Source organism: Klebsiella sp. X13, assembly GCF_003323835.1.
GTDB lineage: Bacteria > Pseudomonadota > Gammaproteobacteria > Enterobacterales > Enterobacteriaceae > Klebsiella > Klebsiella ornithinolytica.
The window spans coordinates 4,962,675-4,989,269 of the sequence record NZ_CP030874.1; the positions used below are offsets into that span (position 1 = coordinate 4,962,675).

General features: G+C 54.4%; 26 protein-coding genes, 1 tRNA gene and 1 pseudogene. 15 read left to right on the forward strand and 13 right to left on the reverse strand.

All coding sequences use genetic code 11. The annotated features are described in order from the left end of the window. Positions 1-158: 158 nt before the first annotated feature. From frdA to DSD31_RS23650, 5 genes are all read left to right on the forward strand, one after another. On the forward strand, positions 159-1,949 hold the full coding sequence (gene frdA / locus DSD31_RS23630; protein ID WP_004856991.1) for a fumarate reductase (quinol) flavoprotein subunit: 1,791 nt from the start codon (positions 159-161) through the stop codon (positions 1,947-1,949). Continuing rightward, positions 1,942-2,676, forward strand: coding sequence for a fumarate reductase iron-sulfur protein (frdB, locus tag DSD31_RS23635; protein WP_004856988.1), 735 nt, complete (start codon positions 1,942-1,944; stop codon positions 2,674-2,676). Before frdA ends, frdB begins: the two co-directional genes overlap by 8 nt. Before the next feature lie 10 nt (positions 2,677-2,686). After that, positions 2,687-3,082: a fumarate reductase subunit FrdC gene (gene frdC, locus DSD31_RS23640; protein WP_004856985.1), complete on the forward strand. Its 396-nt coding sequence runs from the start codon at positions 2,687-2,689 to the stop codon at positions 3,080-3,082. Between the two features lie 10 nt (positions 3,083-3,092). Beyond that, entirely contained in the window at positions 3,093-3,452 is a 360-nt protein-coding gene (gene frdD / locus DSD31_RS23645) for a fumarate reductase subunit FrdD (RefSeq protein ID WP_004856982.1), read from the forward strand. 112 nt (positions 3,453-3,564) lie between these two features. Continuing rightward, positions 3,565-4,095: a lipocalin family protein gene (locus DSD31_RS23650; protein WP_004856979.1), complete on the forward strand. Its 531-nt coding sequence runs from the start codon at positions 3,565-3,567 to the stop codon at positions 4,093-4,095. Here the strand turns inward: DSD31_RS23650 and sugE are convergent, their stop codons facing one another. The 4 genes from sugE to efp all read right to left on the reverse strand — a co-directional run bounded on the left by sugE (position 4,096) and on the right by efp (position 5,675). Further along, on the reverse strand, positions 4,096-4,413 hold the full coding sequence (gene sugE, locus DSD31_RS23655) for a quaternary ammonium compound efflux SMR transporter SugE (RefSeq protein ID WP_004856976.1): 318 nt from the start codon (positions 4,411-4,413) through the stop codon (positions 4,096-4,098). It lies immediately after the preceding gene. A 140-nt stretch (positions 4,414-4,553) separates the two neighbouring features. Beyond that, positions 4,554-4,700, reverse strand: coding sequence for a lipoprotein toxin entericidin B (gene ecnB / locus DSD31_RS23660; RefSeq protein ID WP_004097935.1), 147 nt, complete (start codon positions 4,698-4,700; stop codon positions 4,554-4,556). A 173-nt stretch (positions 4,701-4,873) separates the two neighbouring features. Next, the gene (locus tag DSD31_RS23665) at positions 4,874-5,005 is read right to left on the reverse strand and encodes an entericidin A/B family lipoprotein (RefSeq protein WP_088883513.1); all 132 of its coding nucleotides are present in this window, start codon (positions 5,003-5,005) and stop codon (positions 4,874-4,876) included. A gap of 103 nt (positions 5,006-5,108) precedes the next feature. Continuing rightward, complete coding sequence (efp, locus tag DSD31_RS23670) at positions 5,109-5,675, reverse strand: elongation factor P (RefSeq protein WP_004856970.1); 567 nt, start codon at positions 5,673-5,675, stop codon at positions 5,109-5,111. A gap of 40 nt (positions 5,676-5,715) precedes the next feature. Here efp and epmB point away from each other — a divergent pair, with 40 nt between their 5' ends. Next, positions 5,716-6,747, forward strand: coding sequence for an EF-P beta-lysylation protein EpmB (gene epmB / locus DSD31_RS23675; protein ID WP_064359452.1), 1,032 nt, complete (start codon positions 5,716-5,718; stop codon positions 6,745-6,747). Positions 6,748-6,855: 108 nt separating this feature from the next. Here epmB and DSD31_RS23680 read toward each other — a convergent pair whose 3' ends face one another. From DSD31_RS23680 to DSD31_RS23690, 3 genes are all read right to left on the reverse strand, one after another. Continuing rightward, positions 6,856-7,209 (reverse strand): DUF4156 domain-containing protein, encoded by a 354-nt coding sequence (locus DSD31_RS23680; RefSeq protein ID WP_004856962.1) that lies wholly within the window; start codon positions 7,207-7,209, stop codon positions 6,856-6,858. Between the two features lie 133 nt (positions 7,210-7,342). Then, complete coding sequence (gene groL, locus DSD31_RS23685) at positions 7,343-8,989, reverse strand: chaperonin GroEL (protein WP_004856960.1); 1,647 nt, start codon at positions 8,987-8,989, stop codon at positions 7,343-7,345. Positions 8,990-9,028: 39 nt separating this feature from the next. Continuing rightward, positions 9,029-9,322, reverse strand: a complete 294-nt coding sequence (locus DSD31_RS23690) for a co-chaperone GroES (protein ID WP_003855929.1) — start codon at positions 9,320-9,322, stop codon at positions 9,029-9,031. A gap of 229 nt (positions 9,323-9,551) precedes the next feature. Between DSD31_RS23690 and yjeH the strand changes: the two genes are divergently transcribed. Continuing rightward, on the forward strand, positions 9,552-10,808 hold the full coding sequence (gene yjeH, locus DSD31_RS23695) for an L-methionine/branched-chain amino acid transporter (protein ID WP_113991347.1): 1,257 nt from the start codon (positions 9,552-9,554) through the stop codon (positions 10,806-10,808). A 91-nt stretch (positions 10,809-10,899) separates the two neighbouring features. Here yjeH and DSD31_RS23700 read toward each other — a convergent pair whose 3' ends face one another. Further along, complete coding sequence (locus DSD31_RS23700; protein ID WP_004856948.1) at positions 10,900-11,370, reverse strand: FxsA family protein; 471 nt, start codon at positions 11,368-11,370, stop codon at positions 10,900-10,902. 338 nt (positions 11,371-11,708) lie between these two features. Here DSD31_RS23700 and aspA point away from each other — a divergent pair, with 338 nt between their 5' ends. The 7 genes from aspA (at position 11,709) to DSD31_RS23740 (ending at position 19,827) form a co-directional block, all read left to right on the forward strand. Further along, positions 11,709-13,145, forward strand: coding sequence for an aspartate ammonia-lyase (aspA, locus tag DSD31_RS23710; RefSeq protein ID WP_004856946.1), 1,437 nt, complete (start codon positions 11,709-11,711; stop codon positions 13,143-13,145). 117 nt (positions 13,146-13,262) lie between these two features. Beyond that, positions 13,263-14,564, forward strand: a complete 1,302-nt coding sequence (locus DSD31_RS23715) for an anaerobic C4-dicarboxylate transporter (protein WP_004856943.1) — start codon at positions 13,263-13,265, stop codon at positions 14,562-14,564. Between the two features lie 94 nt (positions 14,565-14,658). Continuing rightward, positions 14,659-14,982, forward strand: a complete 324-nt coding sequence (gene cutA / locus DSD31_RS23720; protein WP_004856939.1) for a divalent cation tolerance protein CutA — start codon at positions 14,659-14,661, stop codon at positions 14,980-14,982. Further along, on the forward strand, positions 14,958-16,760 hold the full coding sequence (locus DSD31_RS23725; RefSeq protein WP_048025176.1) for a protein-disulfide reductase DsbD: 1,803 nt from the start codon (positions 14,958-14,960) through the stop codon (positions 16,758-16,760). Before cutA ends, DSD31_RS23725 begins: the two co-directional genes overlap by 25 nt. 35 nt (positions 16,761-16,795) lie before the next feature. Then, a complete protein-coding gene (locus DSD31_RS23730) occupies positions 16,796-17,371 on the forward strand; it encodes a transcriptional regulator (protein ID WP_015585335.1) in 576 nt (191 codons plus the stop codon). Between the two features lie 177 nt (positions 17,372-17,548). Next, positions 17,549-19,636, forward strand: a complete 2,088-nt coding sequence (locus DSD31_RS23735) for a DUF1176 domain-containing protein (RefSeq protein ID WP_113991348.1) — start codon at positions 17,549-17,551, stop codon at positions 19,634-19,636. A 115-nt stretch (positions 19,637-19,751) separates the two neighbouring features. Continuing rightward, a tRNA-Phe gene (locus tag DSD31_RS23740) sits at positions 19,752-19,827 on the forward strand. Positions 19,828-20,378: 551 nt separating this feature from the next. Here DSD31_RS23740 and DSD31_RS26545 read toward each other — a convergent pair. Then, a pseudogene (locus DSD31_RS26545) lies at positions 20,379-20,556 on the reverse strand (IS1 family transposase); the annotation flags it as partial. A gap of 444 nt (positions 20,557-21,000) precedes the next feature. On the opposite strand from DSD31_RS26545, the gene DSD31_RS23755 reads away from it, so the two are divergent. Next, positions 21,001-22,311 (forward strand): L-cysteine desulfidase family protein, encoded by a 1,311-nt coding sequence (locus DSD31_RS23755; protein ID WP_064359448.1) that lies wholly within the window; start codon positions 21,001-21,003, stop codon positions 22,309-22,311. A gap of 168 nt (positions 22,312-22,479) precedes the next feature. Here the strand turns inward: DSD31_RS23755 and DSD31_RS23760 are convergent, their stop codons facing one another. The 4 genes from DSD31_RS23760 to DSD31_RS23775 all read right to left on the reverse strand — a co-directional run bounded on the left by DSD31_RS23760 (position 22,480) and on the right by DSD31_RS23775 (position 26,546). Next, complete coding sequence (locus tag DSD31_RS23760; RefSeq protein WP_015585338.1) at positions 22,480-23,472, reverse strand: D-cysteine desulfhydrase; 993 nt, start codon at positions 23,470-23,472, stop codon at positions 22,480-22,482. 63 nt (positions 23,473-23,535) lie between these two features. Beyond that, positions 23,536-23,922 (reverse strand): RidA family protein, encoded by a 387-nt coding sequence (locus DSD31_RS23765; protein WP_015585339.1) that lies wholly within the window; start codon positions 23,920-23,922, stop codon positions 23,536-23,538. 25 nt (positions 23,923-23,947) lie between these two features. Continuing rightward, on the reverse strand, positions 23,948-25,366 hold the full coding sequence (locus DSD31_RS23770; protein ID WP_113991349.1) for a Na+/H+ antiporter NhaC family protein: 1,419 nt from the start codon (positions 25,364-25,366) through the stop codon (positions 23,948-23,950). Further along, the gene (locus DSD31_RS23775; protein WP_065905681.1) at positions 25,359-26,546 is read right to left on the reverse strand and encodes a trans-sulfuration enzyme family protein; all 1,188 of its coding nucleotides are present in this window, start codon (positions 26,544-26,546) and stop codon (positions 25,359-25,361) included. The genes DSD31_RS23770 and DSD31_RS23775 overlap by 8 nt, the downstream gene beginning before the upstream one ends. Between the last annotated feature and the right edge of the window lie 49 nt (positions 26,547-26,595).

Genomic DNA, 26,595 nt, shown 5'->3' on the forward strand with positions numbered 1-26,595 from the left:
CATCACCAGAACTGATAAACCGGCGCACATATTGACAAAAAAATCGAACACATCAATTTTCCCCATCAACCCTACGGCTATACTCCTTTACCTATAAAGGAGCAGTGATACTTTTTCGCCAGTCCGGCGGCGAAATATACAAAAACTGGAGGAATGTCGTGCAAACTTTTCAAGCCGATCTTGCTGTTATTGGCGCTGGCGGAGCTGGTCTTCGCGCCGCTATTGCCGCGGCGCAGGCAAATCCACATGCCAAAATCGCACTGATTTCAAAAGTCTATCCCATGCGCAGCCATACCGTTGCGGCCGAGGGAGGTTCTGCTGCCGTTGCACAGGATCATGACAGCTTTGAGTACCATTTTCACGACACCGTCGCCGGTGGCGACTGGCTCTGCGAGCAGGATGTCGTCGATTACTTTGTCCACCACTGCCCCACGGAAATGACCCAGCTTGAGCAGTGGGGATGTCCGTGGAGCCGCCGTCCGGACGGTAGCGTCAACGTGCGCCGCTTCGGGGGGATGAAAATCGAACGTACGTGGTTTGCCGCCGATAAGACCGGCTTCCATATGCTGCATACCCTGTTCCAGACCTCCCTCCAGTTCCCCCAAATCCAACGCTTCGATGAACACTTCGTCCTCGACATTCTGGTCGACGATGGTCAGGCCCGTGGCCTGGTGGCGATGAATATGATGGAAGGTTCGCTGGTCCAAATCCGCGCAAATGCGGTGGTTATGGCGACCGGCGGCGCGGGACGTGTTTATCGCTACAACACCAACGGCGGCATCGTTACCGGCGACGGGATGGGCATGGCGCTGAGCCACGGCGTACCGCTGCGCGATATGGAGTTTGTTCAGTATCACCCAACCGGCCTGCCCGGCTCCGGTATTCTGATGACGGAAGGCTGTCGCGGTGAAGGCGGTATTCTGGTTAACAAAAATGGCTACCGCTATCTGCAGGATTACGGCATGGGTCCGGAAACGCCGCTGGGTGAGCCTAAAAACAAATATATGGAGCTCGGTCCGCGCGACAAAGTCTCCCAGGCCTTCTGGCACGAATGGCGTAAAGGTAACACCATCCCGACGCCGCGCGGCGACGTGGTCTATCTCGACCTGCGGCATCTCGGTGAGAAAAAGCTGCTTGAACGCCTGCCGTTTATCTGCGAGCTGGCCAAAGCCTATGTCGGCGTTGACCCGGTGAAAGAGCCGATTCCGGTCCGTCCGACCGCCCACTACACGATGGGCGGCATTGAAACCGACCAGCAGTGTGAAACGCGGATTAAAGGCCTGTTCGCGGTTGGCGAATGTTCTTCCGTCGGCCTGCATGGCGCCAACCGCCTCGGCTCCAACTCGCTGGCAGAACTGGTGGTATTTGGCCGCCTCGCCGGTGAACAAGCGATGAAGCGCGCCGCACAAGCCGGTGAAATGAACGTTGCGGCGCTGGACGCGCAGGCCGCCGATGTAGAAAAACGGCTGAAAGATCTCGTTAATCAGGAAGGTAACGAGAACTGGGCGAAAATTCGCGATGAAATGGGGCTGTCGATGGAAGAAGGCTGCGGTATCTATCGCACGCCGGAACTGATGCAGAAAACCATCGATAAGCTGGCGGAGTTGCAGGAGCGCTTTAAGCGCGTGCGCATTACCGACAACTCCAGCGTCTTCAACACCGACCTGCTCTACACCATCGAACTGGGCCATGGCCTGAACGTTGCCGAATGTATGGCGCACTCCGCTATTGCACGTAAAGAGTCACGCGGCGCGCACCAGCGCCTGGATGAAGGCTGCACCGAACGTGATGATGTCAATTTCCTCAAACATACGCTGGCTTTCCGCGATGCAGATGGCACCACACGCCTGGAGTACGGCGAGGTGAAAATCACCACTCTGCCGCCGGCGAAACGCGTATATGGCGCAGAAGCGGAAGCAGCCGAGAAGAAGGAGACGGCAAATGGCTGAGATGAAGAACCTCAAAATTGAAGTGGTGCGCTACAACCCGGAAGTGGACGCCGCACCGCACAGCGCGTTCTATGAAGTGCCTTATGATGAGCAAACCTCGCTGCTCGACGCGCTGGGTTACATCAAAGATAACCTTGCGCCGGACCTCAGCTATCGCTGGTCCTGCCGCATGGCGATCTGCGGTTCCTGTGGGATGATGGTCAATAAAGTGCCGAAACTGGCCTGTAAAACTTTCCTGCGCGAATACACCAAGGGCATTAAGGTTGAGGCGCTGGCCAACTTCCCGATTGAGCGCGATCTGGTGGTCGATATGACCCACTTTATCGAGAGCCTGGAGGCCATTAAGCCCTATATTATTGGCAACCCGCGCACACCGGATCAGGGGCCAAACAAGCAAACTCCGGCGCAAATGGCCAAATACCATCAGTTCTCCGGCTGTATCAACTGCGGCCTGTGCTACGCCGCCTGCCCGCAGTTTGGTCTTAATCCGGAGTTTATCGGCCCGGCGGCCATCACCCTCGCCCATCGCTACAACGAAGACAGTCGCGACCACGGCAAGAAGGAGCGCATGGCGCAGCTTAACGGTCAGAACGGCGTCTGGACCTGTACCTTCGTGGGCTATTGCTCGGAAGTCTGTCCGAAGCATGTCGATCCGGCAGCCGCCATTCAGCAGGGCAAGGTAGAAAGCTCGAAAGACTTTCTTATCGCGACCCTGAAACCACGCTAAGGAGTGCATGATGACGACTAAACGCAAACCCTACGTGCGGCCGATGACGTCCACCTGGTGGAAAAAACTGCCGTTTTATCGCTTCTATATGGTGCGTGAAGGAACCGCAGTGCCAACGGTATGGTTCAGTATCGTGCTGATTTACGGTCTGTTTGCCCTGAAGCATGGCGCAGAAAGCTGGGCTGGCTATGTGGGCTTCCTGCAAAACCCGGTGGTGGTGGTCCTGAACCTTATCACCCTGTGTGCCGCCCTGCTGCACACAAAAACCTGGTTTGAGCTGGCGCCGAAAGCCGCCAATATCATTATTAAGGGTGAAAAAATGGGGCCAGAGCCGGTGATTAAAGGGCTTTGGGTGGTGACCGCGCTGGTGACCGTGGTGATCCTGTTTGTTGCCCTGTTCTGGTAAGGAGGCTGAAATGATCAATCCCAACCCGAAACGTTCCGATGAACCGGTATTCTGGGGGCTGTTTGGCGCAGGTGGCATGTGGGGCGCGATTGTCGCTCCGGTCATGGTGCTACTGGTCGGTATTCTGCTGCCGCTAGGCCTGGCGCCAGGCGATGCATTCAGCTACGAACGCGTGCTGGGCTTTGCCCAGAGCTTTGTGGGCCGCGCCTTTATCTTCCTGATGATCGTCCTGCCGCTGTGGTGCGGGCTACACCGCATCCATCACGCCATGCACGACCTGAAAATTCACGTTCCGAATGGTAAGTGGGTCTTCTACGGCCTGGCCGCGATCCTGACCGTTGTGACGCTGATTGGCGTGTTATTCATTTAACCTCCCTGAAGCCCGGTAGCATTCTGTTATCGGGCTCTCTTTTGCAGAAAATATCCCCACTTTTCTCCAGACAGAATCTACACTTAGCTAAAAAGCCAGCAAGGAAAATGCTATGCGTGTGCTGCCTGTTATTGCGGTTGTTGCCGCCTCGTTTCTGCTTGTTGCCTGTAGCACGCCAACGCCGCCACCAGGCGTAACGGTGGTCAGTCCATTTGATACCCAGCGCTATCTCGGCACCTGGTATGAAATAGCCCGCTTCGACCATCAGTTTGAAAGTGGTCTTGAAAAAGTGACCGCCACCTACAGCCTGCGCGATGATGGCGGACTAGATGTGGTAAACAAAGGCTATAACCCCGACCGGGGCATGTGGCAGAAAACCGATGGCGTGGCCTACTTCACCGGCCAGCCGACCCGAGCAGCGCTGAAAGTCTCCTTTTTCGGCCCTTTCTACGGCGGCTACAACGTGATCGCCCTGGATAAAGATTATCGCTACGCGCTGGTCTGCGGGCCAGACCGCGATTATCTCTGGCTACTGGCCCGCTCGCCGAAAGTCTCACCGGAAGTGAAACAGCAGATGCTGGACATCGCCACCCGACAGGGCTTCGACGTCAGCAAACTTATCTGGGTTAACCAGCGCTATTAGTCAGTGCGCGCTGATTTTCAGCCCGATAATACCGACAACGATACACGCCAGGCTGGCAATACGCATGGCGCTGGCGGACTCGCCCAGCAGGACGATCCCGGTGATCGCCGCGCCTACTGCGCCAATTCCCGTCCACACCGCATAGGCGGTGCCGACAGGCAGCGTTTTCATCGCCCATGACAGCAGCGCCATGCTAAGTACCATAGCCACAATCGTGATCACGCTTGGCACCAGGCGACTAAAACCGTGGGTGTATTTCAGACCAACCGCCCAGACCACTTCCAGCAGACCGGCGATAAACAAGATAAACCAGGACACAAAACCCCCTTGATGGGGCCGTCCCCGAATGCGATACGCTTACAGGTCGTCCCGTAAGGTGTGGATGAAAGCACGGAGATTATAACCAGCAGCAGGGACGATGGAAAGAACGGTACGGCCAGTCACCGTACCGTCAGGGTCTATTGCTGAGCTTTTGTCGCAGCCCCAGAAATGGCACTGCCGCCTTCTGAAATATCCTGACCCACACCACGTGTTGTATTACATGCGGTCAGCACAGAAGAGAGGGCCAAAACCGTAAAGAACGCTGCAATTGCTTTTTTCACCATAATGTCATCCTTATTACCAGTTTTAGTTATCGTGCCCTATAAGCATAGACAACCTGACCCAGGATGGCGGAATCTCAGCGTTTTTTAAGAGAAAAGGAGAGAATTAGCGGAAGGTGTAAGCGAAACGGTACAGCGAAGCGGTGATCAAAGCAAAAGATCGGCCAAAAAGGCGCTTAGCTGACCGCACGCGAAATCGCATGCCCCAGCCCCTGGATGTCTTCGCCAACGCCACGGGCGGTATTGCATCCGGTAAGCAACGTTGCGCTCAGAGAGAACACCAGCAGAAGTTTTATCGCGTTGTTCATCTTCCCTGCCTGCGGTTAATGACCTGCGGTTTCCCTAACGGCTATTTCCTTAACGGCTATAGCAGGCGCAGCACGCTGCTGCGCCAACCCTCTATGGCATGAATTACTTCACGCGGGATACGTATTCGCCAGAGCGGGTATCCACTTTGATGACTTCGCCAATCTGAACGAACAGCGGAACTTTAACCACTGCGCCAGTAGACAGCGTCGCCGGTTTACCGCCGGTACCTGCGGTATCGCCTTTCAGGCCCGGATCGGTTTCCACGATTTCCAGCTCAACGAAGTTCGGCGGAGTGACGGAGATAGGCTGGCCGTTCCACAGGGTCACGATGCACTCAGCCTGATCCAGCAGCCATTTTGCGTTATCGCCTACGGCTTTCGCATCGGCAGCCAGCTGCTCGAAAGTGGAGTTGTTCATGAAGTGATAGAACTCACCGTCGTTGTACAGGTAGGTCAGGTTCATATCAACAACGTCTGCGCCTTCGGCGGAATCGGTAGATTTGAAGGTTTTCTCTACGCGAGTCCCGGTCAGCAGACGGCGCAGCTTAACGCGGGCAAAAGCCTGGCCTTTGCCTGGTTTTACGAATTCACTGGCTTCAACGGCATAAGGTTCGCCGTCCATCATGATTTTAAGACCGGCACGAAAATCGTTGCTATAGTAAGTCGCCATAAGGCCCTCTAAATTTGTTAATTGGTAGCTAAGCCACAAAATGGCGCATATTGTAACCCTAAATACCCCATCCAGAGAAGATTGGTTAACGCAACTTGCAGATGTTGTGACCAGTCCCGATGAACTGCTGCATCTTTTAAATGTAGACGCTGACGCGAACCTGCTGGCGGGACGCGAGGCAAAACGCCTCTTCGCCCTGCGCGTGCCGCGGGCATTTATCGCCCGTATGGAGCAGGGGAATCCCAACGATCCCCTGCTTCGTCAGGTACTTACCTCGCAAGATGAGTTTATTTCAGCACCGGGTTTTTCCACCGATCCGCTGGAAGAACAGCACAGCGTGGTACCCGGTCTGCTGCATAAATACCGCAACCGGGCGCTGCTGCTGGTCAAGGGCGGCTGCGCGGTAAATTGCCGCTATTGCTTCCGCAGACACTTCCCTTATGCCGAAAATCAAGGCAATAAGCGTAACTGGCAGGCGGCGCTGGAGTACATTGCCGCGCATCCGCAGCTCGATGAAATTATTTTTTCCGGCGGCGACCCGCTGATGGCGAAAGACCATGAGCTGGACTGGCTGCTCACCCAGCTGGAAGCTATCCCGCATATTAAGCGTCTGCGCATTCACAGCCGCCTGCCTGTCGTCATCCCGGCGCGGATTACCGATGCGCTGGCCGCACGCTTTGCCAGCTCATCGCTGCAGGTGCTGCTGGTCAATCATATTAACCACGCCAATGAAATTGATGCCGATTTCCGCGCTGCGATGGCGCGCTTGCGTCAAGCCGGTGTCACGCTGTTGAATCAAAGCGTTCTGCTGCGCGGCGTCAACGACAATGCACACACGCTGGCCGCTCTGAGCAATGCCCTGTTCGATGCTGGCGTCATGCCTTATTACCTGCACGTGCTGGATAAAGTCCAGGGCGCGGCCCATTTTATGGTCGAAGATGAAGAGGCCCGGGCCATTATGCGCGAACTGCTGACGTTGGTTTCAGGTTATATGGTACCAAGACTGGCACGGGAAATCGGCGGTGAGCCAAGTAAGACGCCGCTGGATTTGGGCTTAAAACAACATTCGTGAAAAGGTCTGCCGGGGAAAAGCTGGCAGACCTCCGATTCACAGCCTGACTGAACGCGCGGAGATCGCCCGAGCCTCTCTTACCCTCGTCGGAAGAGGCCCGGAATCACATCAGTTCGGGCACTTATAGACCTGGCCGTTCATTTCGCTATCGGTTGGCACAAAGCTCGACAGCAGGTTCTGCGTCGGGCTGCTCACGCCATAAATCACGTTGCCGCCCATCGCCGCGGCCTGGTTGCGCAGCGCGTTAGCTGCACCACGCATGGAGCCGCCTTCATCACCGTTTTGCCCGGACAGCCAGTTGCTCTGCTTGCCCGTCGCGGTCCCCAACAGCTGGCAATCCGCACCCGGCTTATCTTCAACAAAGCGTACGCTCTGTCCGCCTGAGCTCAGTTCGTTGCTGGAACTGCAACCCGCTAACAATAATGCTGCGCCGACAATCCCTGCTAAATATCTTACCTGCATGTTATTCCCCATGATCAATGAGCTGGACGCGCTGGCCCGGATGTACACCTTATACTAAAAAGATGAGAAAAAGAAAAACCCCCGAGCATTTCTGCCCGGGGGTTTCTTTGTTTCTAAGGGGTATAGCGCACGATTACATCATGCCGCCCATACCGCCCATGCCACCCATGCCGCCAGCAGCGCCTAAATCGGCTGCGTCGCTTTTCGGCAGGTCGGTCACCATGCACTCGGTGGTGATCATCAGACCAGCAACGGATGCAGCGTACTGCAGAGCAGAACGAGTCACTTTAGTCGGGTCCAGGATACCGAAGTCGATCATGTTGCCGTATTCTTCAGTTGCCGCGTTATAACCGTAGTTGCCTTCACCCGCTTTCACGTTGTTAGCAACAACAGACGGCTCTTCGCCGGCGTTGGACACGATCTGACGCAGCGGAGCTTCCATCGCGCGCAGCGCAACTTTGATACCGACGTTCTGATCTTCGTTCTGAGCGGTCAGGCCAGCCAGTTTAGCGGCAACGCGAACCAGCGCAACACCACCACCAGCAACAACACCTTCTTCTACCGCAGCACGGGTTGCGTGCAGAGCATCGTCAACGCGCGCTTTTTTCTCTTTCATTTCAACTTCGGTAGCTGCACCGACTTTGATTACCGCAACGCCGCCAGCCAGTTTCGCTACGCGCTCCTGCAGTTTTTCACGGTCGTAGTCGGAAGTCGCTTCTTCGATCTGCTTACGGATCTGAGCAACGCGGCCCTGAATTGCGCCTTCTTCACCCACGCCATCGATGATGGTGGTGGTGTCTTTGTTGATCACAACGCGTTTTGCCTGACCCAGGTCTTCCAGAGTCGCTTTTTCCAGCTCCATACCGATCTCTTCTGAGATAACGGTACCGCCAGTCAGGGTAGCGATGTCCTGCAGCATAGCTTTACGACGGTCGCCGAAGCCCGGTGCTTTAACAGCAGCGACTTTCACGATACCGCGCATGGTGTTGACCACCAGAGTTGCCAGCGCTTCGCCTTCAACGTCTTCAGCGATGATAACCAGCGGCTTGCCTGCTTTCGCAACGGCTTCCAGAACCGGCAACATTTCGCGGATGTTGGAGACTTTTTTGTCAGCCAGCAGGATGAACGGGCTTTCCAGTTCAACAGCGCCAGTTTCCGGCTTGTTGATGAAATACGGGGAGAGGTAGCCGCGGTCGAACTGCATACCTTCAACGACGTCCAGTTCGTCTTCCAGACCGGTACCGTCTTCAACTGTGATAACGCCTTCTTTACCGACTTTGTCCATCGCTTCCGCGATCAGTTTACCTACGGTTTCATCGGAGTTAGCGGAGATGGTACCAACCTGAGCAATAGCTTTAGAGTCGGAGCACGGTACGGAGAGCGTTTTCAGTTCTTCAACGGCAGCCACGACAGCTTTGTCGATACCGCGTTTCAGATCCATCGGGTTCATGCCAGCAGCAACGGCTTTCAGGCCTTCTGCGATGATAGCCTGAGCCAGTACGGTTGCGGTGGTGGTACCGTCGCCTGCAGCGTCGTTCGCTTTAGAGGCAACTTCTTTCACCATCTGCGCACCCATGTTTTCGAACTTGTCTTCCAGCTCGATTTCACGCGCTACGGAAACACCATCTTTGGTGATGGTCGGTGCACCGAAAGATTTATCCAGAACCACGTTACGGCCTTTCGGGCCCAGGGTCACTTTCACTGCATCTGCCAGTACGTTCACGCCGCGCAGCATTTTTACACGAGCGTCGTTACCGAATTTTACGTCTTTAGCTGCCATTTTTTCTATTCCTCAAATTCGTTCAGTTTCGCGCGCGAATTACGCTTCAACAATTGCCAGAATGTCGCTTTCAGACATGATCAGCACTTCTTCATTGTCGATTTTTTCAGATTTCACACCGTAGCCGTCGTTGAAAATAACGATGTCGCCAACTTTAACGTCCAGCGGCTGCACAGTTCCGTTTTCCAGGATGCGGCCCTTACCGACAGCGATGATTTCGCCACGAGTTGATTTGGCTGCCGCAGAACCGGTCAGAACGATGCCGCCTGCAGATTTGGTTTCAACTTCTTTACGTTTGACGATCACACGATCATGTAACGGACGAATACTCATTGATAGCTCTCCTTTGAGAAAGTCATTATCAGTTATGGGTGACACCGGCCCGTATACGGTTTTCCGGCTAGTGCCTGAGAGATGGGGGTGGGTTTTCGCGCTTCAAGGGGGGAAGTTAAAAAAAAATTTTCCGCGTGCGCTAACGCACAGAAACAGATGCAGGTCTGCCACCGTCATAAGCAAAAACGATTGTGATACCATCGATCTTTTGTCACGGCAGGATGGCATCATGAGTGGTTTAAAACAGGAGTTAGGTCTGGCTCAGGGAGTGGGGCTGCTTTCTACGTCGCTACTTGGCACCGGCGTTTTCGCCGTTCCCGCTCTTGCCGCGCTGGTTGCGGGAGATAACAGCCTGTGGGCGTGGCCCGCGCTCATTCTGCTGGTCTTCCCGATCGCGATCGTCTTTGCCGTTCTTGGTCGCCACTTCCCCAGCGCGGGCGGCGTGGCGCACTTCGTCAATATGGCGTTTGGTGGCCATATGGAACGCGTCACCGGCTGGCTGTTCCTGTCGGTCATTCCGGTTGGGCTACCGGCGGCGCTGCATATCGCCACCGGCTTCGGTCAGGCGTTGTTTGGCTGGCACGACAGCCAGCTGCTGCTCGCGGAGCTGGGTACGCTGGCCATCGTCTGGTGGGTCGGGTCGCGGGGCGCAAGCTCCAGCGCGAATCTACAAACGCTGGTAGCGGTTCTGATCGTCGCGCTGATCGCCGCTATCTGGTGGCGCGGCGGGATTAGCCCGGCGCAAATTCCCTTTCCGGCGCCGGAAGATATCGATCGCTCCCGGCTTTTTGCCGCCCTGTCGGTGATGTTCTGGTGTTTCGTCGGCCTTGAAGCCTTCGCCCACCTGGCATCGGAATTTAAACGCCCGGAGCGCGATTTCCCCCGTGCGCTAATGATCGGTCTGCTGCTGGCGGGCTCCGTTTACTGGGCCTGTACCGTACTGGTCCTGCATTTTCACGCCTTCGGCAGCGATATGGCCGCCGCCGCATCGCTGCCCAATATCGTGGTGCGTCTGTTTGGCGTGCAGGCGCTGTGGATCGCCTGCGTCATTGGCTATCTTGCCTGCTTCGCCAGCCTCAATATCTATATTCAGAGCTTTGCCCGTCTGGTCTGGTCGCAGGCGCAATACAAGCCAGAAAGCTACCTCGCCCGCCTCTCGCCGCAGCAAATCCCACGCAATGCGCTCAACGTGGTGCTGGGCTGCTGTGTCATCAGCACGCTAGGCATCTACTGGCTGGATATCGACCTTGATGCGCTGATCGTCTATGCCAACGGCATCTTTATTATGATTTATCTGCTGTGCATGCTGGCGGGCTGCCGGTTGCTGCGGGGGCGCTATCGGGTTCTGGCGTTCATCGGGAGCCTGCTCTGCCTGTTGTTACTGGCGATGGTCGGCTGGAAAAGCCTGTACGCCCTGCTGGTTATGGCCGCGCTGTGGCTGCCAAAGCGCCGTGCGGCAGCACTGCCCTCCCCTCATCGGAAATGAAACATCGCATAAAAAAAGCCGGATAGCGCAACGCATATCCGGCTCATCATCTTTATTACCGTATCAGACCGGCCATGCCGGGGCTGATGGCTTAGCGGTCGTCTTTGTGATCCAGACGGTCGCGCTCTTCATCTTTGCGCTGGTACTCCCCGTCAAAGGTCTCACCGCCTCCGGTTCCGGCGCTAAAACCACCGCCGGGCATCCGGCTAAAGCGCAGGTGCGGCATCAGCTTCAGGGTCAGGTGTTTTTGCACCGGCGGCAGCAGGAGCAGCAGGCCGAGGAAATCGGTAAAGAACCCCGGCAGCAAGAGCAGCAGACCGGCAATAATCAGCGATACGCTTTTAATCATTTCTGCAGCCGGGCTTTCACCAGCCGCCATTTTCTGCTGCATCAGCATAAAGTTTTTAAAGCCCTGGTTGCGCACCAGCGACATACCGACCACCGAGCTAAAGATCACCAGAATCAGCGTCAACAGAACGCCAAGCACGTGAGCCACCTGGATAAAGATCGATATCTCAATGTAAACGTATAAAAAAATGGCAATAAACGGAATCCAACGCACTGGCGTCTCCTTCATTAGCGGGGTTCACTATCGGCCCCCGCAGTCATCGGTGTGCTTTTCGCATCACATCAATATTGGGCTAAAACAGCGCATTTCAATCGGCAGAAGCGCTTATTTTTTTCAAGAACGGCAAAGCGGTGACTCATTTCACAGATTAATAATTCTTATACCCTTCTCGACATAATAAGTGATCAAGGTTGCTGACATTCGCTATCATCAGCATATGATCGTGGGCACCGGGCCGATTAAGGAAATAATCTTCGGCAAGAAAATGCGCAAAATCCCATAAATTCTGCGTATTTGGTGAATTCATTGGCAGCTTGAAAAAGAAGGTTCACATGTTAAACAACATTCGTATCGAAGAAGACCTGTTGGGTACCAGGGAAGTTCCAGCTGACGCCTACTATGGTGTTCATACTCTGAGAGCGATTGAAAACTTCTACATCAGCAATAGCAAAATCAGCGATATCCCTGAGTTCGTGCGCGGCATGGTGATGGTCAAAAAGGCCGCCGCGATGGCCAACAAGGAACTGCAAACCATTCCTAAAAGCGTCGCGAACACCATTATTGCCGCATGCGATGAAGTTCTGAATAACGGTAAATGCATGGACCAGTTCCCGGTTGATGTGTTCCAGGGCGGTGCAGGCACTTCCGTCAACATGAACACCAACGAAGTGCTGGCCAACATTGGCCTTGAGCTGATGGGTCATCAGAAAGGTGAATACCAGTACCTGAACCCGAACGACCACGTTAACAAATGCCAGTCCACCAACGATGCCTACCCGACCGGTTTCCGTATCGCGGTTTATGCGTCCCTGCTGAAATTAACCGACGCCATCAACCAGCTGGGTGACGGTTTCCAGAATAAAGCCGTCGAATTCCAGGATGTCCTGAAAATGGGGCGTACCCAGCTGCAGGACGCCGTGCCGATGACGCTCGGCCAGGAGTTCCACGCGTTTAATGTGCTGCTGAATGAAGAAATCAAAAGCATTCTGCGTACCGGAGAACTGCTGCTCGAAGTTAACCTCGGCGCCACCGCCATCGGTACGCGCCTGAATACACCGGATGGCTACCAGCAGCTGGCGGTACAAAAACTGGCGGAAGTCAGCGGCCTGCCGGTGGTTCCGGCGGAAGATCTGATTGAAGCCACCTCCGACTGCGGCGCCTACGTGATGGTACACAGCTCGCTGAAGCGTCTGGCGGTGAAACTGTCCAAAATCTGTAACGACCTGCGCCTGCTCTCTTCCGGCCCGCGCGCGGGTCTGAACGAAATCAACCTGCCAGAGCTGCAGGCGGGTTCATCGATCATGCCGGCGAAAGTTAACCCGGTCGTCCCGGAAGTGGTCAACCAGGTCTGCTTCAAGGTCATTGGCAACGACACCACGGTGACCATGGCCTCGGAAGCCGGTCAGCTGCAGCTGAACGTCATGGAGCCGGTTATTGGCCAGGCGATGTTTGAATCTATCCACATCCTGACTAACGCCTGCTACAACCTGCTGGAAAAATGCATTAACGGCATTACCGCCAACAAAGCGGTGTGCGAAGGCTATGTGTATAACTCCATCGGTATCGTCACCTATCTCAACCCGTTTATCGGCCACCACAATGGCGATATTGTCGGCAAGATTTGCGCCGAAACCGGCAAGAGCGTAAGGGAAGTGGTTCTGGAGCGTGGATTACTGACCGAAGCGGAACTGGACGATATTTTCTCGCCACAAAACCTGATGCATCCGGCCTATAAAGCGAAGCGTTATACCGATGAAAGCGAACAGTAAGCTTTCAGGTTAAACTACCCAGAGGCATGTCAGCAATGACATGCCTTTTTTGCATTTTTAGGTTTACTAAATCACAACAATTCAATATCAACTTGTTAAAAAACAAGGAAGGCGTATATGTTTGGTGCAGAACTCGTGATTGTCCTGCTGGCGATTTACCTGGGAGCCAGGCTCGGCGGTATCGGCATCGGCTTTGCCGGTGGTCTGGGCGTCCTCGTCCTGACGCTCCTCTTTCAAATCAAACCTGGCGCGATTCCCTTCGACGTCATTGAAATCATCATGGCGGTTATCGCCGCTATTGCCGCAATGCAGGTGGCCGGAGGCATGGATTATCTGGTCAGCCTTGCCGAGCGTATGCTCAGACGCCATCCGAAATACATTACCTTCCTTGCTCCGCTGGTCACCTGGTTTATGACCGTGCTGGCGGGAACCGGTCATACCGCGTTCTCTACCCTGCCGGTCATTACCGAGGTCGCCAAAGAACAGGGCATTCGCCCGTCCCGTCCGCTTTCTATCGCCGTCGTCGCCTCGCAGATTGCCATTACCGCCTCGCCGATTTCCGCTGCGGTGGTCTTTTTTGCCGGGATCCTCGAGCCGCTGGGCGTGAGCTATCTGACGCTGCTGGCCATCTGTATTCCGGTGACGCTGATTGCGGTAATGATCACCGCGGTGGTCTGTAACTTCCTCGGCTGCGAACTGAAAGACGATCCGATTTATCAGGAACGTCTGGCAAAAGGTGAAGTGAAGCTGCGCGGGAGCCAGGTTTTCGAGCTGAAACCTCATGCAAAGCGTTCGGTGCTGCTGTTTCTGATCGGCATCGTGGCGGTCATGTTCTACGCGACCGCCATCAGCGATACCGTCGGGCTGATTCAGAACCCGGTGCTGCCGCGTAACGAAGCGATCGTGGTGTTCATGCTGACCATCGCCACGTTGATTAGCGTCACCTGCAAAATCGACACCAGCGAAGTGCTCAACGCCAGCACCTTTAAATCCGGGATGAGCGCCTGCGTCTGCGTCCTGGGCGTCGCCTGGCTGGGCGATACCTTCGTCAAAGCGCATATCACCGACATCCAGACCGTAGCCGGCGACCTGCTGCACAACTATCCGTGGCTGCTGGCGGTGGTGCTGTTCTTCGCCGCGACCCTGCTCTACTCCCAGGCCGCAACCACCAAAGCGCTGATGCCGGCTGCGCTGCTGCTTGGCGTCACCCCGCTGACCGCCATCGCCTCGTTTGCTGCCGTCTCCGCGCTGTTCGTGCTGCCAACCTATCCTACGCTGCTGGCGGCGGTCGAAATGGACGACACCGGGTCAACGCGTATCGGCAAGTATGTCTTTAACCATGCGTTCCTGATCCCAGGGGTGATTGCCATCACCCTGTGCGTCATTCTGGGTTTCATTATCGGCGGCATCATGCTGTAAATCTGCTTAAATTCGGGCCAGTTTCCTGGCCCGTTTCATTATTCCCCTCATCGTGCGTGCTATAGTGCCTCTTTTCGCTGATACGAGGTTCACGATGACTACGCCTGATGCTGTTGTTGTTCTCTGTACCGCGCCGGATGAAGCCACCGCCCAGGATCTGGCGGCCAAAGTACTGGCCGAAAAGCTCGCCGCCTGTGCCACACTTCTGCCTGGAGCGACATCGCTCTACTACTGGGAAGGCAAGCTGGAGCAGGAGTATGAAGTGCAAATGCTGCTGAAAACCGACCGGGCTCACCAGCAGGCGTTACTGGATTGCCTGAAGTCCCATCACCCGTATCAAACCCCCGAATTACTGGTTTTACCCGTCACTCACGGAGACACTGATTACCTCTCATGGCTCAACGCATCATTACGCTGATTCTGCTGCTCTGCAGCACATCCGCTTTCGCCGGCTTATTTGACGCCCCCGGGCGCTCTGACTTTGTTCCCGCAGACCAGGCTTTTGCCTTTGATTTCCAGCAGAGCCAGCGGGACGTCAACCTGACCTGGCAAATCAAAGAGGGTTACTACCTCTACCGCCAGCAGATAAAACTGACGCCGGCGAATGCCACCCTCGCCGCATCGGCGCTACCGCCCGGCACGTGGCATGAGGATGAGTTTTACGGCAAGAGTGAGATTTACCGCCAGCGGCTCACCATCCCGGTCACGCTGAGCGAGGCGGAACAAGGCGCAACGCTCACCGTGACATATCAGGGCTGCGCCGATGCGGGTTTCTGCTATCCGCCGGAGACAAAAGTGGTGCCGCTTCGCACGGTACTGGCCGTATCCAACGGCGAGTCGGTCCCCGCCCATCCGGCGCTCCCCTCGTCCGGGCAACCCAAATTTAATCCGCCGCTGCCGGTTGAAAAGCGTCCTGAGCTGGCGACCAAACCCGAGCAGCCTGCCCGGCAGGAGAAGAGCGACGCCGGCGAGAATGCGCCAGCCAGCCTGCCCTTCTCCGCGCTATGGGCGCTGCTGATAGGTATCGGTATCGCCTTCACGCCGTGCGTGCTGCCGATGTATCCGCTGATCTCGGGTATTGTCCTCGGCGGAAAACAGCGACTCTCTACCGGGCGAGCGCTGCTGCTGGCCTTTATCTACGTGCAGGGGATGGCGCTCACCTATACCGCGCTGGGACTGGTGGTCGCCGCCGCCGGTTTGCAGTTTCAGGCGGCGTTGCAGCATCCGTACGTACTGATTGGCCTGTCTGCGGTCTTTATCCTGCTGGCGCTGTCGATGTTTGGTCTGTTCACGCTGCAGCTGCCCTCATCGCTGCAAACCCGCCTGACGCTGATGAGCAACAAACGCCAGGGCGGTTCACCCGGCGGCGTCTTTGCGATGGGAGCCATTGCCGGACTGATCTGTTCGCCCTGCACCACCGCGCCGCTGAGCGCCATCCTGCTGTATATTGCCCAGAGCGGCAACCTGTGGCTCGGCGGCGGCACGCTGTATTTGTATGCGCTGGGCATGGGGCTGCCGCTGATCCTGGTCACCGTATTTGGCAACCGTCTGTTGCCGAAGAGCGGCCCGTGGATGAGCCATGTGAAGACCGCATTCGGTTTTGTGATCCTGGCGCTTCCGGTCTTTTTGCTGGAGCGTATCGTCGGCGAACCCTGGGGCCTGCGCCTGTGGTCGCTGCTGGGCGTGGCCTTCTTTAGCTGGGCTTTTATTACCGCGCTCGGCGCATCCCGCCCCTGGCTGCGCCTCGTGCAAATCATCATGCTCGGTGCGGCGCTGGTCAGCGCACGTCCGCTGCAGGACTGGGCTTTTGGCGAGCCGGTAGCCCGGCAGCAGTCACCGCTGTCCTTTACGCAGATCGGTAACGTCGCGGAGCTCGACCAGGCGCTGGCGCAGGCAAAGGGTAAACCGGTTATGCTCGACCTGTACGCCGACTGGTGCGTCGCCTGCAAAGAGTTCGAAAAATACACCTTTAGCACGACCGAAGTACAACAGGCCCTGAAAGAGACCGTTCTGTTGCAGATAGACGTGACGAAGAACAGCGCCGAGGATGTGGCTCTGCTGAAACACCTGAAGGTGCTCGGCTTGCCGACCATTCTGTTCTTTAACAGGCAGGGCGAAGAGCAGCCCGCGCAGCGCGTCACCGGGTTTATGGATGCGGCGACATTCAGCGCCCATTTGCACGATTGGCAACCGTGAACGACACTTTAGGAGGAAAAATGGAGGAGAAGACCGTGCAACGTGAAGATGTCCTGGGTGAAGCCATACAAATTCTCGAAATTGAAGGTATTGCCAACACCACGCTGGAAATGGTCGCCGAACGCGTCTCTTACCCGCTCGCTGACCTCAAGCGTTTCTGGCCCGATCGTGAAGCGCTGCTGTACGATGCGCTGCGTTACCTCAGTCATCAGGTTGATGCCTGGCGCCGTCAGCTGCTGCTCGACGACACGCTCACGCCGGAGCAAAAGCTGCTGGCGCGCTACGGCGCATTAACCCAATGCGTGAGCAACCATCGCTATCCCGGCTGCCTGTTTATCGCCGCCTGCACCTTTTATCCGGATGCCCAGCACCCTATCCATCAGCTGGCGGAACAACAAAAGCAGGCTTCTCTGGCCAATACCCACGAACTGCTGACCCAGCTGGAAGTGGACGACCCGGCGATGGTGGCCAAACAGATGGAGCTGATTGTTGAAGGCTGCCTGAGCCGTCTGCTGATAAAACGCAGTCAGGCCGATGTCGATACCGCCCAACGCCTGGCAGAAGATATTCTGCGCTTTGCCCAATGTCGGGCGGGTGGCGCCTTAACCTGATTGCGCTTTTACCGACGTTAAGCCGCCCATCTCTCCCCGGAAGAGGACGCGTCAGGGCAGCCGTGTCCTCATGACCTACGGCAGGTCATGAGGTACCGCACCCGTTGTCAACAGAGATGCAACTTGAAGTGCGAAGGGTATAATTCCCCCTACATCGATATGTCTACAGGGATTTATATGCGTCCTCTCCTATGGGCTGCCATCATGGGGCTATGCCCTGCATCGCTCCTGGCCGCGCCTGTTCAGGGTTTTTCTTTCGCGCATAAAGACTGGGAAGTCGCCTGCGATAATACCGGCACCTGTCGGGCCGCAGGTTATGGCGTCAACATGGGAGAAATCAGCGTCCTGTTGACCCGTAATGCGGGCGCCGGACAGCGCGTAAGCGCTCAGGTGACCTTCGCCCAGACCGATCATGATATTCCCCAGGACGCCACGGTTAACCTGCTGATCGACAACCAGGATCGCGGTACGCTGGAGGCCAAAGACGACAGCCATTTTCGCTTCGACAGCAGCCAAACCGCCGCCCTGATTCAGGCGCTGGAGCATGATAATCGTATCGAAATTGCCCTTAACGGCCAGCGTAAACCGCTCTCCAGCGCGGGCAGCAGCGCGGTGTTTCTGAAGATTGATGAGTTTCAGCAGCGCCTGGGCAGCACAGATGCGCTGGTGCGAAAAGGCGATGCCGACGATGACAACACGCTCAGCGCCATTCCGGCTCCGGAAATTATCGCCGCCCCGACGCTCCGCAACGCCCAGAGCGAACCGCTGACGGCAAAACAGCGGCAGAAGCTGCTGCCAGAACTGACCCCGTTGCTGAACAGCCGCTGTGATGACTGGCAAAATAAAGATATTCCGCCTCAGGAACGGCAGATAACCACAACCCCTCTCGATAAAACCCATTCACTCATCGAGGCCCTGTGCTGGCGCGCCGCATATAACGACGGGTACGCAATGTGGGTGGTGGAAAATACCCCTCTCGCTAAACCACAGCCGATCACCACCGATGCATCCAGCTATGCCGATGGCGTGATCACCTTTTTCACCAAAGGGCGCGGCATCGCCGACTGCGTCAACGGTGAAGAGCGGGTGTGGGACGGCAGAACCTTCGTGCAGAGTCTGAAATACACGACCGGTATGTGTCGTGAAATCACGCCTGGCGGCACCTGGATGCTGCCCACGTTCGTCAGTCAGGTGCGGCCAAAACAGCAGAAGGATGCCGATAATCTGGCGCTCAAGGCGCTGTATAACGCGGTGCTGAAAGAGCAAAAGAGCAACCCGGAACTGGCGTTGAAAAAAGTTGCCGGGCAGTTCCCGCTCACCGGGCACGTCACGAATTTTACGCTGACCTACGCGGATGACTCTCTGGTATCGACCAACAAACCCGCGGTCGATATCAGCGACGATGAGTGGCAGGCTTTTCTTCACTCCGATATCAGCGCCGACTCAGAAAACGGTAAGGTCAGCTTCACGCTGGTCGATCTTGATAATGACGGTAAGCGCGATTTAATCATCGACAGCTATATCGGCGGGACCGGGCTCTTCAGCTACACCGGCGTGCTGAGGCGGGGGGATAATACGTTTGATACCGTAGATCATAGCGATACCGATGACGACGATGATTTCGATGCTGGCGTACCCGGGGCGCTGTTTTCCCTCAACGGCCGCGGCGCCAATCAGTGGAACCAGTGGGTCAGAATCAACGGCCAGGTGTATGCACTGTGGTACAACGGCCAGTTCGGCGAAGACAACCTGTATCTGCTGCGCCCCTTCAGCCCGACGGACAGGAGTCCCGCCGTGACGATTCGCTATCGCTACAGGCTGGAGACGCTAAGTTCACCGGAAAAAGATCGGCCGCTGACTCCGGCGCTCACGGCACAGGAGCGGGACGATTTACTCAAATCGCTGGAACTGATGCAAAGCAACCTGCTGAAAGATAAAAAAGGTCACGCGGAAGACGGGCCCATCTGCCCTATCCCGCCCGGTACATCATCAGATGAAGCGGATAACTACTACAGCGGCGTCGCCTCTTACTACGTCTATGAAACGGTGGCCTATATCCCCGTCTGGCTCGGTGGGAAATGCTTTATTGGTACCGTCATCAGCCATCATGGCGCCTACCGCCACGGCGTCGATGCGGAAATTATGATCGGCTCGCCGCGGGAAGACGAAGACCTCATCGGCGGTTACTCCGTATCCGGATTGCGCCGCGTTATCTCTGCCGTCAGCGGCTGGAAAATCCGCGAAGGTGACAACGGGATGATGTGATGAACCAGCAAAATGCCCCTTTCGCGGCAAAACTGCCGCAAAGTTAAGCAATCAGCAGGGAAATCAAGAAATTTGGTTGACGCACAGGATGGATTACGGTTTAATGCGCCCCGTTGCCCGGATAGCTCAGTCGGTAGAGCAGGGGATTGAAAATCCCCGTGTCCTTGGTTCGATTCCGAGTCCGGGCACCACTTATTTAAAGAAACCAGCCTGAGGGCTGGTTTTTTGCTTTCTGCAATACGGACTCTCCATCGAACTCCGTTCGATTATTCGCGGCACACCGCTCACCCCTTCGGGGCCAACGCGACAAGCGCGCTGTTCAACGCCTGCGGCGTTAGTCCGGGTCCGGGCACCACTATTTAGAAGAACCCGCCTTTGGCGGTTTTTTTGCTTTCTGGGGTTCCGGTAGATTTCTGGTCGCCTTAGCACTGTAACCACCACTCGCCGCCTGAGCCTTTACCTTTAGCACCTCCCTGCCCTTCTGGTCGCTGTGCCAACGTCTGCTGGTCTTCACGCTGCCAATCAACACTATTTCCAACTTATAGCCTATCTCGTGGATTCATCACAGCAAGGCAGAATCCGGTCTTTGTCTGGTCTGGGGTAGGAAAGTATCGTCGCTTCGATTCTGATATGTGCAAAACATTACCGTGCCGACAGGCTTGTTCAACCCCTCACAACCCTGGGAAGGATTCCCAACCTTGTTCACGGTTCTCAATACAATCAGTTACCAGCCCTCCTTCAATCAACTTACTCCCTTCTCCAGTAAGTGATGCGGGTTACAGGGATGCTTACACTCACCAATGATCTTATTGTGCATTGCCTCTGACTTCGAAAAGCAGATGGTCTTGCGCGCAGGCCGCAGCCAGCAGGTTAAGATTATGTCGTTCTATTCTCTGGGTGTATTTTTTGCTGATAGCATGGCTGGTTGAGGCCTGCGACACAGACCCGGCTTCGGTCATATAGAAGGTAAAGTTAGCGCCGTCAGGTCTCAGGCATTAATTACAGCGATAAAGCTGCCTGAACTGGAATGACCGCTTCGGATTACACCATGAGTTTCAGAACAACGGGGAGGAACTACATCAATGCCTGCCATCAATCACCCAGAAGACAAAAAACACAACAACATTAAATTTGCGTCACGACTCTAAAAAGCCATAAAAAAGAATTTTTTTCTCTCTCAAAGCACGTTCACAAACTAAAGATGCAACTTTTTTCTCTGGCGGGTGCGGTAATATTCTTACTATCGTTTCTGTCGTTCGGAGCTACGTCGTTCTGACAAACTCGGGCTGCAGACGCAAATCAAGGTCGAGAACACACTCAATAACTCGACGGACATTTTTCTGTACCGACCCAGAGGCTCAGTCATGTCACACCGGGAAAACCGTGTTGAATGGAACGCGTTTATTAATGCTCTGAAACAGGAAGTCAAACCCGCTTTAGGCTGTACCGAACCCGTATCGGTTGCCCTCGCCTGCGCCGTAGCGGCGCAGCAGCTGCCAGGCGCAATTGTGCGTATCGAAGTAGCAGTCTCGCCAAACTTAATGAAAAACGGTATGGGTGTGACAATCCCGGGCACGGGAATGACCGGTCTGCCCATAGCAGCCGCCTTAGGCGCTATTGCAGGCGATCCGCAGGCTAAACTCGAAGTGCTCAAAAAAGCAACTAAGCGTGAGATTAACGCCGCCAGAGCTCTGCTGGAGGTCGGTGCTGTGCGCGTGTCGTTGCAGGAACCCTGTGATGAAATCATCTTCGTTCGTGCCAAAGTTTACGCCGGGGATCAGCACGCCACGGTAACTATCGTTGGCGACCACACCAACGTGGTGGCAATTGAAAAAATGGGGCAGTCTCTGTTTATCAAGCCAGAGAACAATACCTGCGAAGATACTATTAACCCGCTGGACAGGGTCGCCAGCAGCTCGCTGCGTGATATCTACAATTTCATTTGTGATATTCCCCCGGAAGAGCTCGATTTTATTCTCGACGCAGGATCGATGAACAACGCCCTTTCAAAAAAAGGTCTCGCAAAGGAGTGGGGGTTGCATATCGGCCCGACGCTGAAGCGCCAGGTCGACAAGGGGCTGGTTTCCGATGATATGTTTACCGAGATCCTCTACCGGACCAGCGCCGCGTCTGATGCCCGAATGGGCGGTGCAACGCTACCGGCAATGACCAACTCTGGTTCAGGCAATCAGGGTATAACGGCAACCATGCCGGTAGTGGTGGCCGCTGAACGTCTTAACGCCAGCCAGCAGCAACTGGCCCGTGCGCTGGCGCTCTCGCATCTGGTGGCTATCTATATCCACTGTAAACTTCCGCGGCTGTCGGCTTTGTGCGCCACTACAACCGCCGGTATGGGCGCTGCAGCGGGGATTATCTGGTTAATGGACGGCAGTTATGAAAACATAGCTATGGCGGTCAATAACATGATTGGCGACGTCAGCGGCATAATTTGCGATGGTGCTTCTGGCAGTTGTTCAATGAAAGTATCCACCAGTATCTCTTCTGCCTGGAAAGCAATTCTGCTGGCGCTGGATAATACTGTCGTTTCCGGAAACGACGGGATTGTCGAGCGTGATGTGGAAAACTCCATTTGTAATCTTTGTGCTATCGCCGGACAGGCCATGCAGCACACCGACCGACAAATTATCGAAATCATGGCGCACAAGCGTTATTAGACTGTTTGCGCGACACTAAATATTTCAGGTCGGGCAAGGTTGCCCGTCGTCGCCCGGCAGAAATCCCCTCAGACTCCCCCGTTTTATATTCCCTGACCATGACACGTAAAAAAACCACTCCGGCCCGCTGGCACTGGAGTGGTTTGAATTCTCGTTTAAAGCAGTAAATCAGACGTGAGGATAGTAAGCAAAGAGCGCTGGTGCGCCGCCGGTATGGATAAACATCACTGGCCCACTACCGTTGAAGCGCGATTTTTTCACGCCATCAATCAGACCTGCCATCGCCTTACCGGTGTATACCGGGTCTAACATGATGCCTTCCAGACGCGCCAGCAGTTCCACCGCATGCATCCCTTCGGTATTCGGCATGCCGTAGCGCGGTGCAAAGTAGTCATCCCACAGCGTCAGAGGCAACAATGACGCCACGTCCAGCATCGCGGATAATTCGCGCTGTAGCTTCTCCACTTTGGGCTGCTGATCACCAACAAGGCGAGAAACGGTCACGCCCACGACCTCCACATCAGGCTGGAAATGGGCAAAACCAACGGCTAACCCGGCATGCGTTCCTGCACTCCCGGAAGGTACCACCACGGACTGCACATTGAGATTCATCCGATCGCACTGTTCCGCTATCTCCAGCGCACATTCAACGTAGCCCAGTGAACCGAGAGCGTTTGAACCGCCGACAGGAACAATATAGGGCTTCGCTCCATTTGCCGAAAGCCTGGCACTAAACTGCTGCAACTGCGCGTCTGGATCGTTAAGTTCATCAACCATTTCAACCTTGCAGCCCATCAGGCTATATAGCAGATGATTGCCGTTCCAGAGATAGTTAGATTCTGCGGTTTGAATCGGGTTGTCCAGCAACGCCACGCATTTTAACCCAAGATGTGCGGCGACTGCCGCAGTCTGGCGTACGTGGTTGGATTGAATTGCCCCGGCGGTCACCAGCGTATCGCAACCTTTATTGAGGGCATCTGCCGCCAGAAACTCCAGCTTTCTGAGCTTATTGCCGCCCATACCAAGATGCGAAACATCGTCGCGTTTGATATAAATATCTCGCTGTAAATATTCCGACAGTCGCTTCAGATGCTGAACGGGCGTGACGCCCCCCACCAGCGAGACGCGCGGTAAGCTATGCAAATAGTTTTTTACAGACATAAACTTTCCCTTCAAATAAAAACGGCAGCTGATGAGCCGCCGTAGAGTCGTATTTACATTGAATTAGCTTTGCCAGGCCACTGCTTCAATTTCTACTTTCACATCTTTCGGTAGCCGGGCGACTTCTACACAAGAACGCGCAGGGAAAGAAGCATTATGCAGGGTGAAAAACTCAGCATAAGCATTATTGATTGCGGCAAACTCATTCAGATCTTTCACAAAAATATTAATTTTACAAATATTGTCGACCGTCAGTCCTCCGGCCTCAATAATAGCCTGAATATTTTCCAGGCTCTGCCGGGTTTGGCCTTCGGCGCACTCAGGAATGCTTCCCGTCTGCGGATTAATGGGCAACTGGCCAGAAGTAAAAATAAAATTACCGGTTCGCGCCCCCTGGATGTAGGGGCCAATTGCTTGTGGAGCATGTTCTGTCGTAATAACCTCAGTCATAGCCAATCCTTAAATAATGTTTGGGTTAAAGAGTAAAACCGACAATTAAATAGACAATGAGAGCAAGTCCTCCGGTCACCAGCGCATAAGGCATCTGAGTACGAATATGTTCAATATGGTCACAATTAGTCGCCATTGAGGCGACGATAGCATCGCTGGAGATGGGGGAAGTCATATCGCCAAAAATTGATCCTGAAATAGCTGCACCAATCATAAAATGCGGGTCAATGCCTAATGACACACCCAGTTGAACACCAATCGGGATCATAATGGCAAAGGTTCCCCATGAGGTACCTGTTGCCAGAGACATTACCGCCGCAATCAGGAAGATAAAGCCGATGGAGAAGCCGGATGGAATCACACCGGAGGTTATAGAAGCAATATACTGCCCGGTATTCAGCTCCGCAGAAATATGCCCCATCAGGAAGGCCAGAATCATGATTGAGCTAATTTTAACCATGCTGGCATAGCCGATATACAGCTCTTTGAAAAAGTTCTCAACGTTGAGAATGCCGCGCACTTTGAACCAGATGAATGAGACCACGGTACCGAACATTACGCCGGAATAGACCGACATAGAGCCGCTGCCTTTGGAGAACTGCCCATCACCGGTGATATACAGAACAACAGGAACCATTAATACCGTGGAAAGAATCGGGATAAAGAAGTTCAGCAATGAATTACATGCCGGGTGGTCAATCACCGGATCTGCATCTTCTTCACCATGTTCTTGTTCTATTTCCGTCAGCGCAGTTTCAAACTTCACTTCAGCCTTTTTCATCGGTCCCCAGGTGCAGCCAGAGAGGATGTAAAAGAGAACGGAACCTAATGAGAACCAGGCCATGACATTCCAGACCATCGAACTGGCCAGCACCTCAAAAGGTTCGCCAGTAAGATAACCCTGCGCAATCTGTACGCCGATAACCCCCATCATCGCCGCCCCCCAGCCGTTGATCATCACTGATGAGCAGACGGAAACACAGGAGGTCTGGATAATGTAGGACATCTTTTCTGGCGAAACTTTGTAGCGTCGGGCAAGATTTTTAGTGGATGCACCAGCGATCAGCTGATTTATTGAACTCTCGATAAATATTAACGATGTCACCACCATTGCCAGCAACTGTACTGACTTTTTATTAGTGACAAAATCATTTTTCTCCGAGAGAAACTGCACCAGTTTACGCACACCGCCAGTCACCACAATCAGCCGCATAATGCCGCCGATCATCACCATAAACACAATCGTTCGCGTATTACCGGCGGAAGCAAATGTTTCTATGATCCCGTTCAGGGTACCGCCACCCCCCTGAATAATACTGTGGTTAATCACCGTGTAGCCGACGAAAATGCCGGTAAGCAGCGAGAGGATCACCTGGCGGGTAAGGATCGCCAGAATAATGGTGACCAGCGGGGTAATAATCGTCCAGATTCCATAATCATGCATGATAGTTACCCTGTGTGATGTCCATAGAAGCGAAGGCTATGTCCAGGTCCTGTAGCAGATCATCGATATGTTCAATGCCAACGGAAAAACGCAGCGTAGTGTCATAAACCCCGATGGCTTCCCGCTCTTCTTTTGACATCGAACCATGGGACATAGAAGCCGAATGGTTAATCATGCTTTCCACCCCACCCAGCGACTCCGCCAGCACAAAATAGTGCAGCCCACCGATAAAACGTTTAAGACTCTGGATATCACCCTTCAACGTCGCAGTTACCACCGCACCACCTGAGCGCATTTGTGCCTTGCACAACTGATGCTGAGGATGCGATGGCAGGCCAGGATAATAGACGCTGGCAATCGCCGGATGGTTTTCCAGATATTCCGCAACACGATGAGCGTTGCTGCACTGGCGTTCCATGCGCAGATCAAGCGTTTTCATACCGCGCAAGGCAAGATAGGCATCAAAAGGTGAGGCAATAGAACCGATAGTCGTTTTAATAAAGTCGAGTCGGGACGCTAAAGCTTCATTATTGGTAATTACCGCACCGCCAATTAAATCTGAATGCCCGCCGATATATTTACTGGTAGAGAGCATCACTATATCCGCTCCCATTTCGAGTGGTTTATGGTTCCAGGCGCTGGCAAAAGTATTATCGACACAGGTGGTGATAGCATGTTCTTTAGCAATACAGCAAACCTTCGCGATATCGACTAGTTCCAGCAACGGATTAGTTGGCGTTTCAATCCAGATTAAGGCCGTATTTTCCTGAATACTGTTAACCAGGCTTTGCTCATCATTAAGATCAATATAGGAAATAGTTGCGCCGGTGGTGTGAGTTTTTAGCTTCTCAAACAACCGCCAGGTTCCGCCATAGACACCTTTCATTGCAATAATATGGGCATCTTTAGGCAATAATTCCATCACGATATTCGTAGCAGCCATTCCCGAAGCCGTGGCTGTAGCATAAATTCCTCCTTCCAGTTCTGCCAGAGCAGATTCATAGGCTTTTCTCGTTGGATTAGAAACACGGGAATAACAAAAATCACCGCCTTCGTGAAGATTAGGTTGTATAAATGAGCTGGCTGTGACAATTGGGGTAAATATAGCGTTATTTATCGGATCGGACTGATTTCCGGCGTGAACGGCCAGAGTTGCAATATCTTTAGTTCTGGTTTTCATAGGGTACACTCAAACTATTATTAGTCATAAAATATCGTGAGCTTATATT

What these genes read in the sequence shown, in the direction of transcription:
- DSD31_RS23765 (WP_015585339.1), bottom strand. Translation starts at nt 23,922, where the DNA reads ATGACTGAGGTTATTACGACAGAACATGCTCCACAAGCAATTGGCCCC.
- DSD31_RS23760 (WP_015585338.1), bottom strand. Translation starts at nt 23,472, where the DNA reads ATGTCTGTAAAAAACTATTTGCATAGCTTACCGCGCGTCTCGCTGGTG.
- ecnB (WP_004097935.1), bottom strand. Translation starts at nt 4,700, where the DNA reads ATGGTGAAAAAAGCAATTGCAGCGTTCTTTACGGTTTTGGCCCTCTCT.
- epmB (WP_064359452.1), top strand. Translation starts at nt 5,716, where the DNA reads ATGGCGCATATTGTAACCCTAAATACCCCATCCAGAGAAGATTGGTTA.
- DSD31_RS23725 (WP_048025176.1), top strand. Translation starts at nt 14,958, where the DNA reads ATGGCTCAACGCATCATTACGCTGATTCTGCTGCTCTGCAGCACATCC.
- frdC (WP_004856985.1), top strand. Translation starts at nt 2,687, where the DNA reads ATGACGACTAAACGCAAACCCTACGTGCGGCCGATGACGTCCACCTGG.
- DSD31_RS23690 (WP_003855929.1), bottom strand. Translation starts at nt 9,322, where the DNA reads ATGAGTATTCGTCCGTTACATGATCGTGTGATCGTCAAACGTAAAGAA.
- cutA (WP_004856939.1), top strand. Translation starts at nt 14,659, where the DNA reads ATGACTACGCCTGATGCTGTTGTTGTTCTCTGTACCGCGCCGGATGAA.
- yjeH (WP_113991347.1), top strand. Translation starts at nt 9,552, where the DNA reads ATGAGTGGTTTAAAACAGGAGTTAGGTCTGGCTCAGGGAGTGGGGCTG.
- DSD31_RS23735 (WP_113991348.1), top strand. Translation starts at nt 17,549, where the DNA reads ATGCGTCCTCTCCTATGGGCTGCCATCATGGGGCTATGCCCTGCATCG.
- DSD31_RS23755 (WP_064359448.1), top strand. Translation starts at nt 21,001, where the DNA reads ATGTCACACCGGGAAAACCGTGTTGAATGGAACGCGTTTATTAATGCT.
- aspA (WP_004856946.1), top strand. Translation starts at nt 11,709, where the DNA reads ATGTTAAACAACATTCGTATCGAAGAAGACCTGTTGGGTACCAGGGAA.
- frdB (WP_004856988.1), top strand. Translation starts at nt 1,942, where the DNA reads ATGGCTGAGATGAAGAACCTCAAAATTGAAGTGGTGCGCTACAACCCG.
- DSD31_RS23770 (WP_113991349.1), bottom strand. Translation starts at nt 25,366, where the DNA reads ATGCATGATTATGGAATCTGGACGATTATTACCCCGCTGGTCACCATT.
- groL (WP_004856960.1), bottom strand. Translation starts at nt 8,989, where the DNA reads ATGGCAGCTAAAGACGTAAAATTCGGTAACGACGCTCGTGTAAAAATG.
- DSD31_RS23715 (WP_004856943.1), top strand. Translation starts at nt 13,263, where the DNA reads ATGTTTGGTGCAGAACTCGTGATTGTCCTGCTGGCGATTTACCTGGGA.
- DSD31_RS23665 (WP_088883513.1), bottom strand. Translation starts at nt 5,005, where the DNA reads ATGAACAACGCGATAAAACTTCTGCTGGTGTTCTCTCTGAGCGCAACG.
- frdD (WP_004856982.1), top strand. Translation starts at nt 3,093, where the DNA reads ATGATCAATCCCAACCCGAAACGTTCCGATGAACCGGTATTCTGGGGG.
- efp (WP_004856970.1), bottom strand. Translation starts at nt 5,675, where the DNA reads ATGGCGACTTACTATAGCAACGATTTTCGTGCCGGTCTTAAAATCATG.
- DSD31_RS23775 (WP_065905681.1), bottom strand. Translation starts at nt 26,546, where the DNA reads ATGAAAACCAGAACTAAAGATATTGCAACTCTGGCCGTTCACGCCGGA.
- DSD31_RS23680 (WP_004856962.1), bottom strand. Translation starts at nt 7,209, where the DNA reads ATGCAGGTAAGATATTTAGCAGGGATTGTCGGCGCAGCATTATTGTTA.
- DSD31_RS23650 (WP_004856979.1), top strand. Translation starts at nt 3,565, where the DNA reads ATGCGTGTGCTGCCTGTTATTGCGGTTGTTGCCGCCTCGTTTCTGCTT.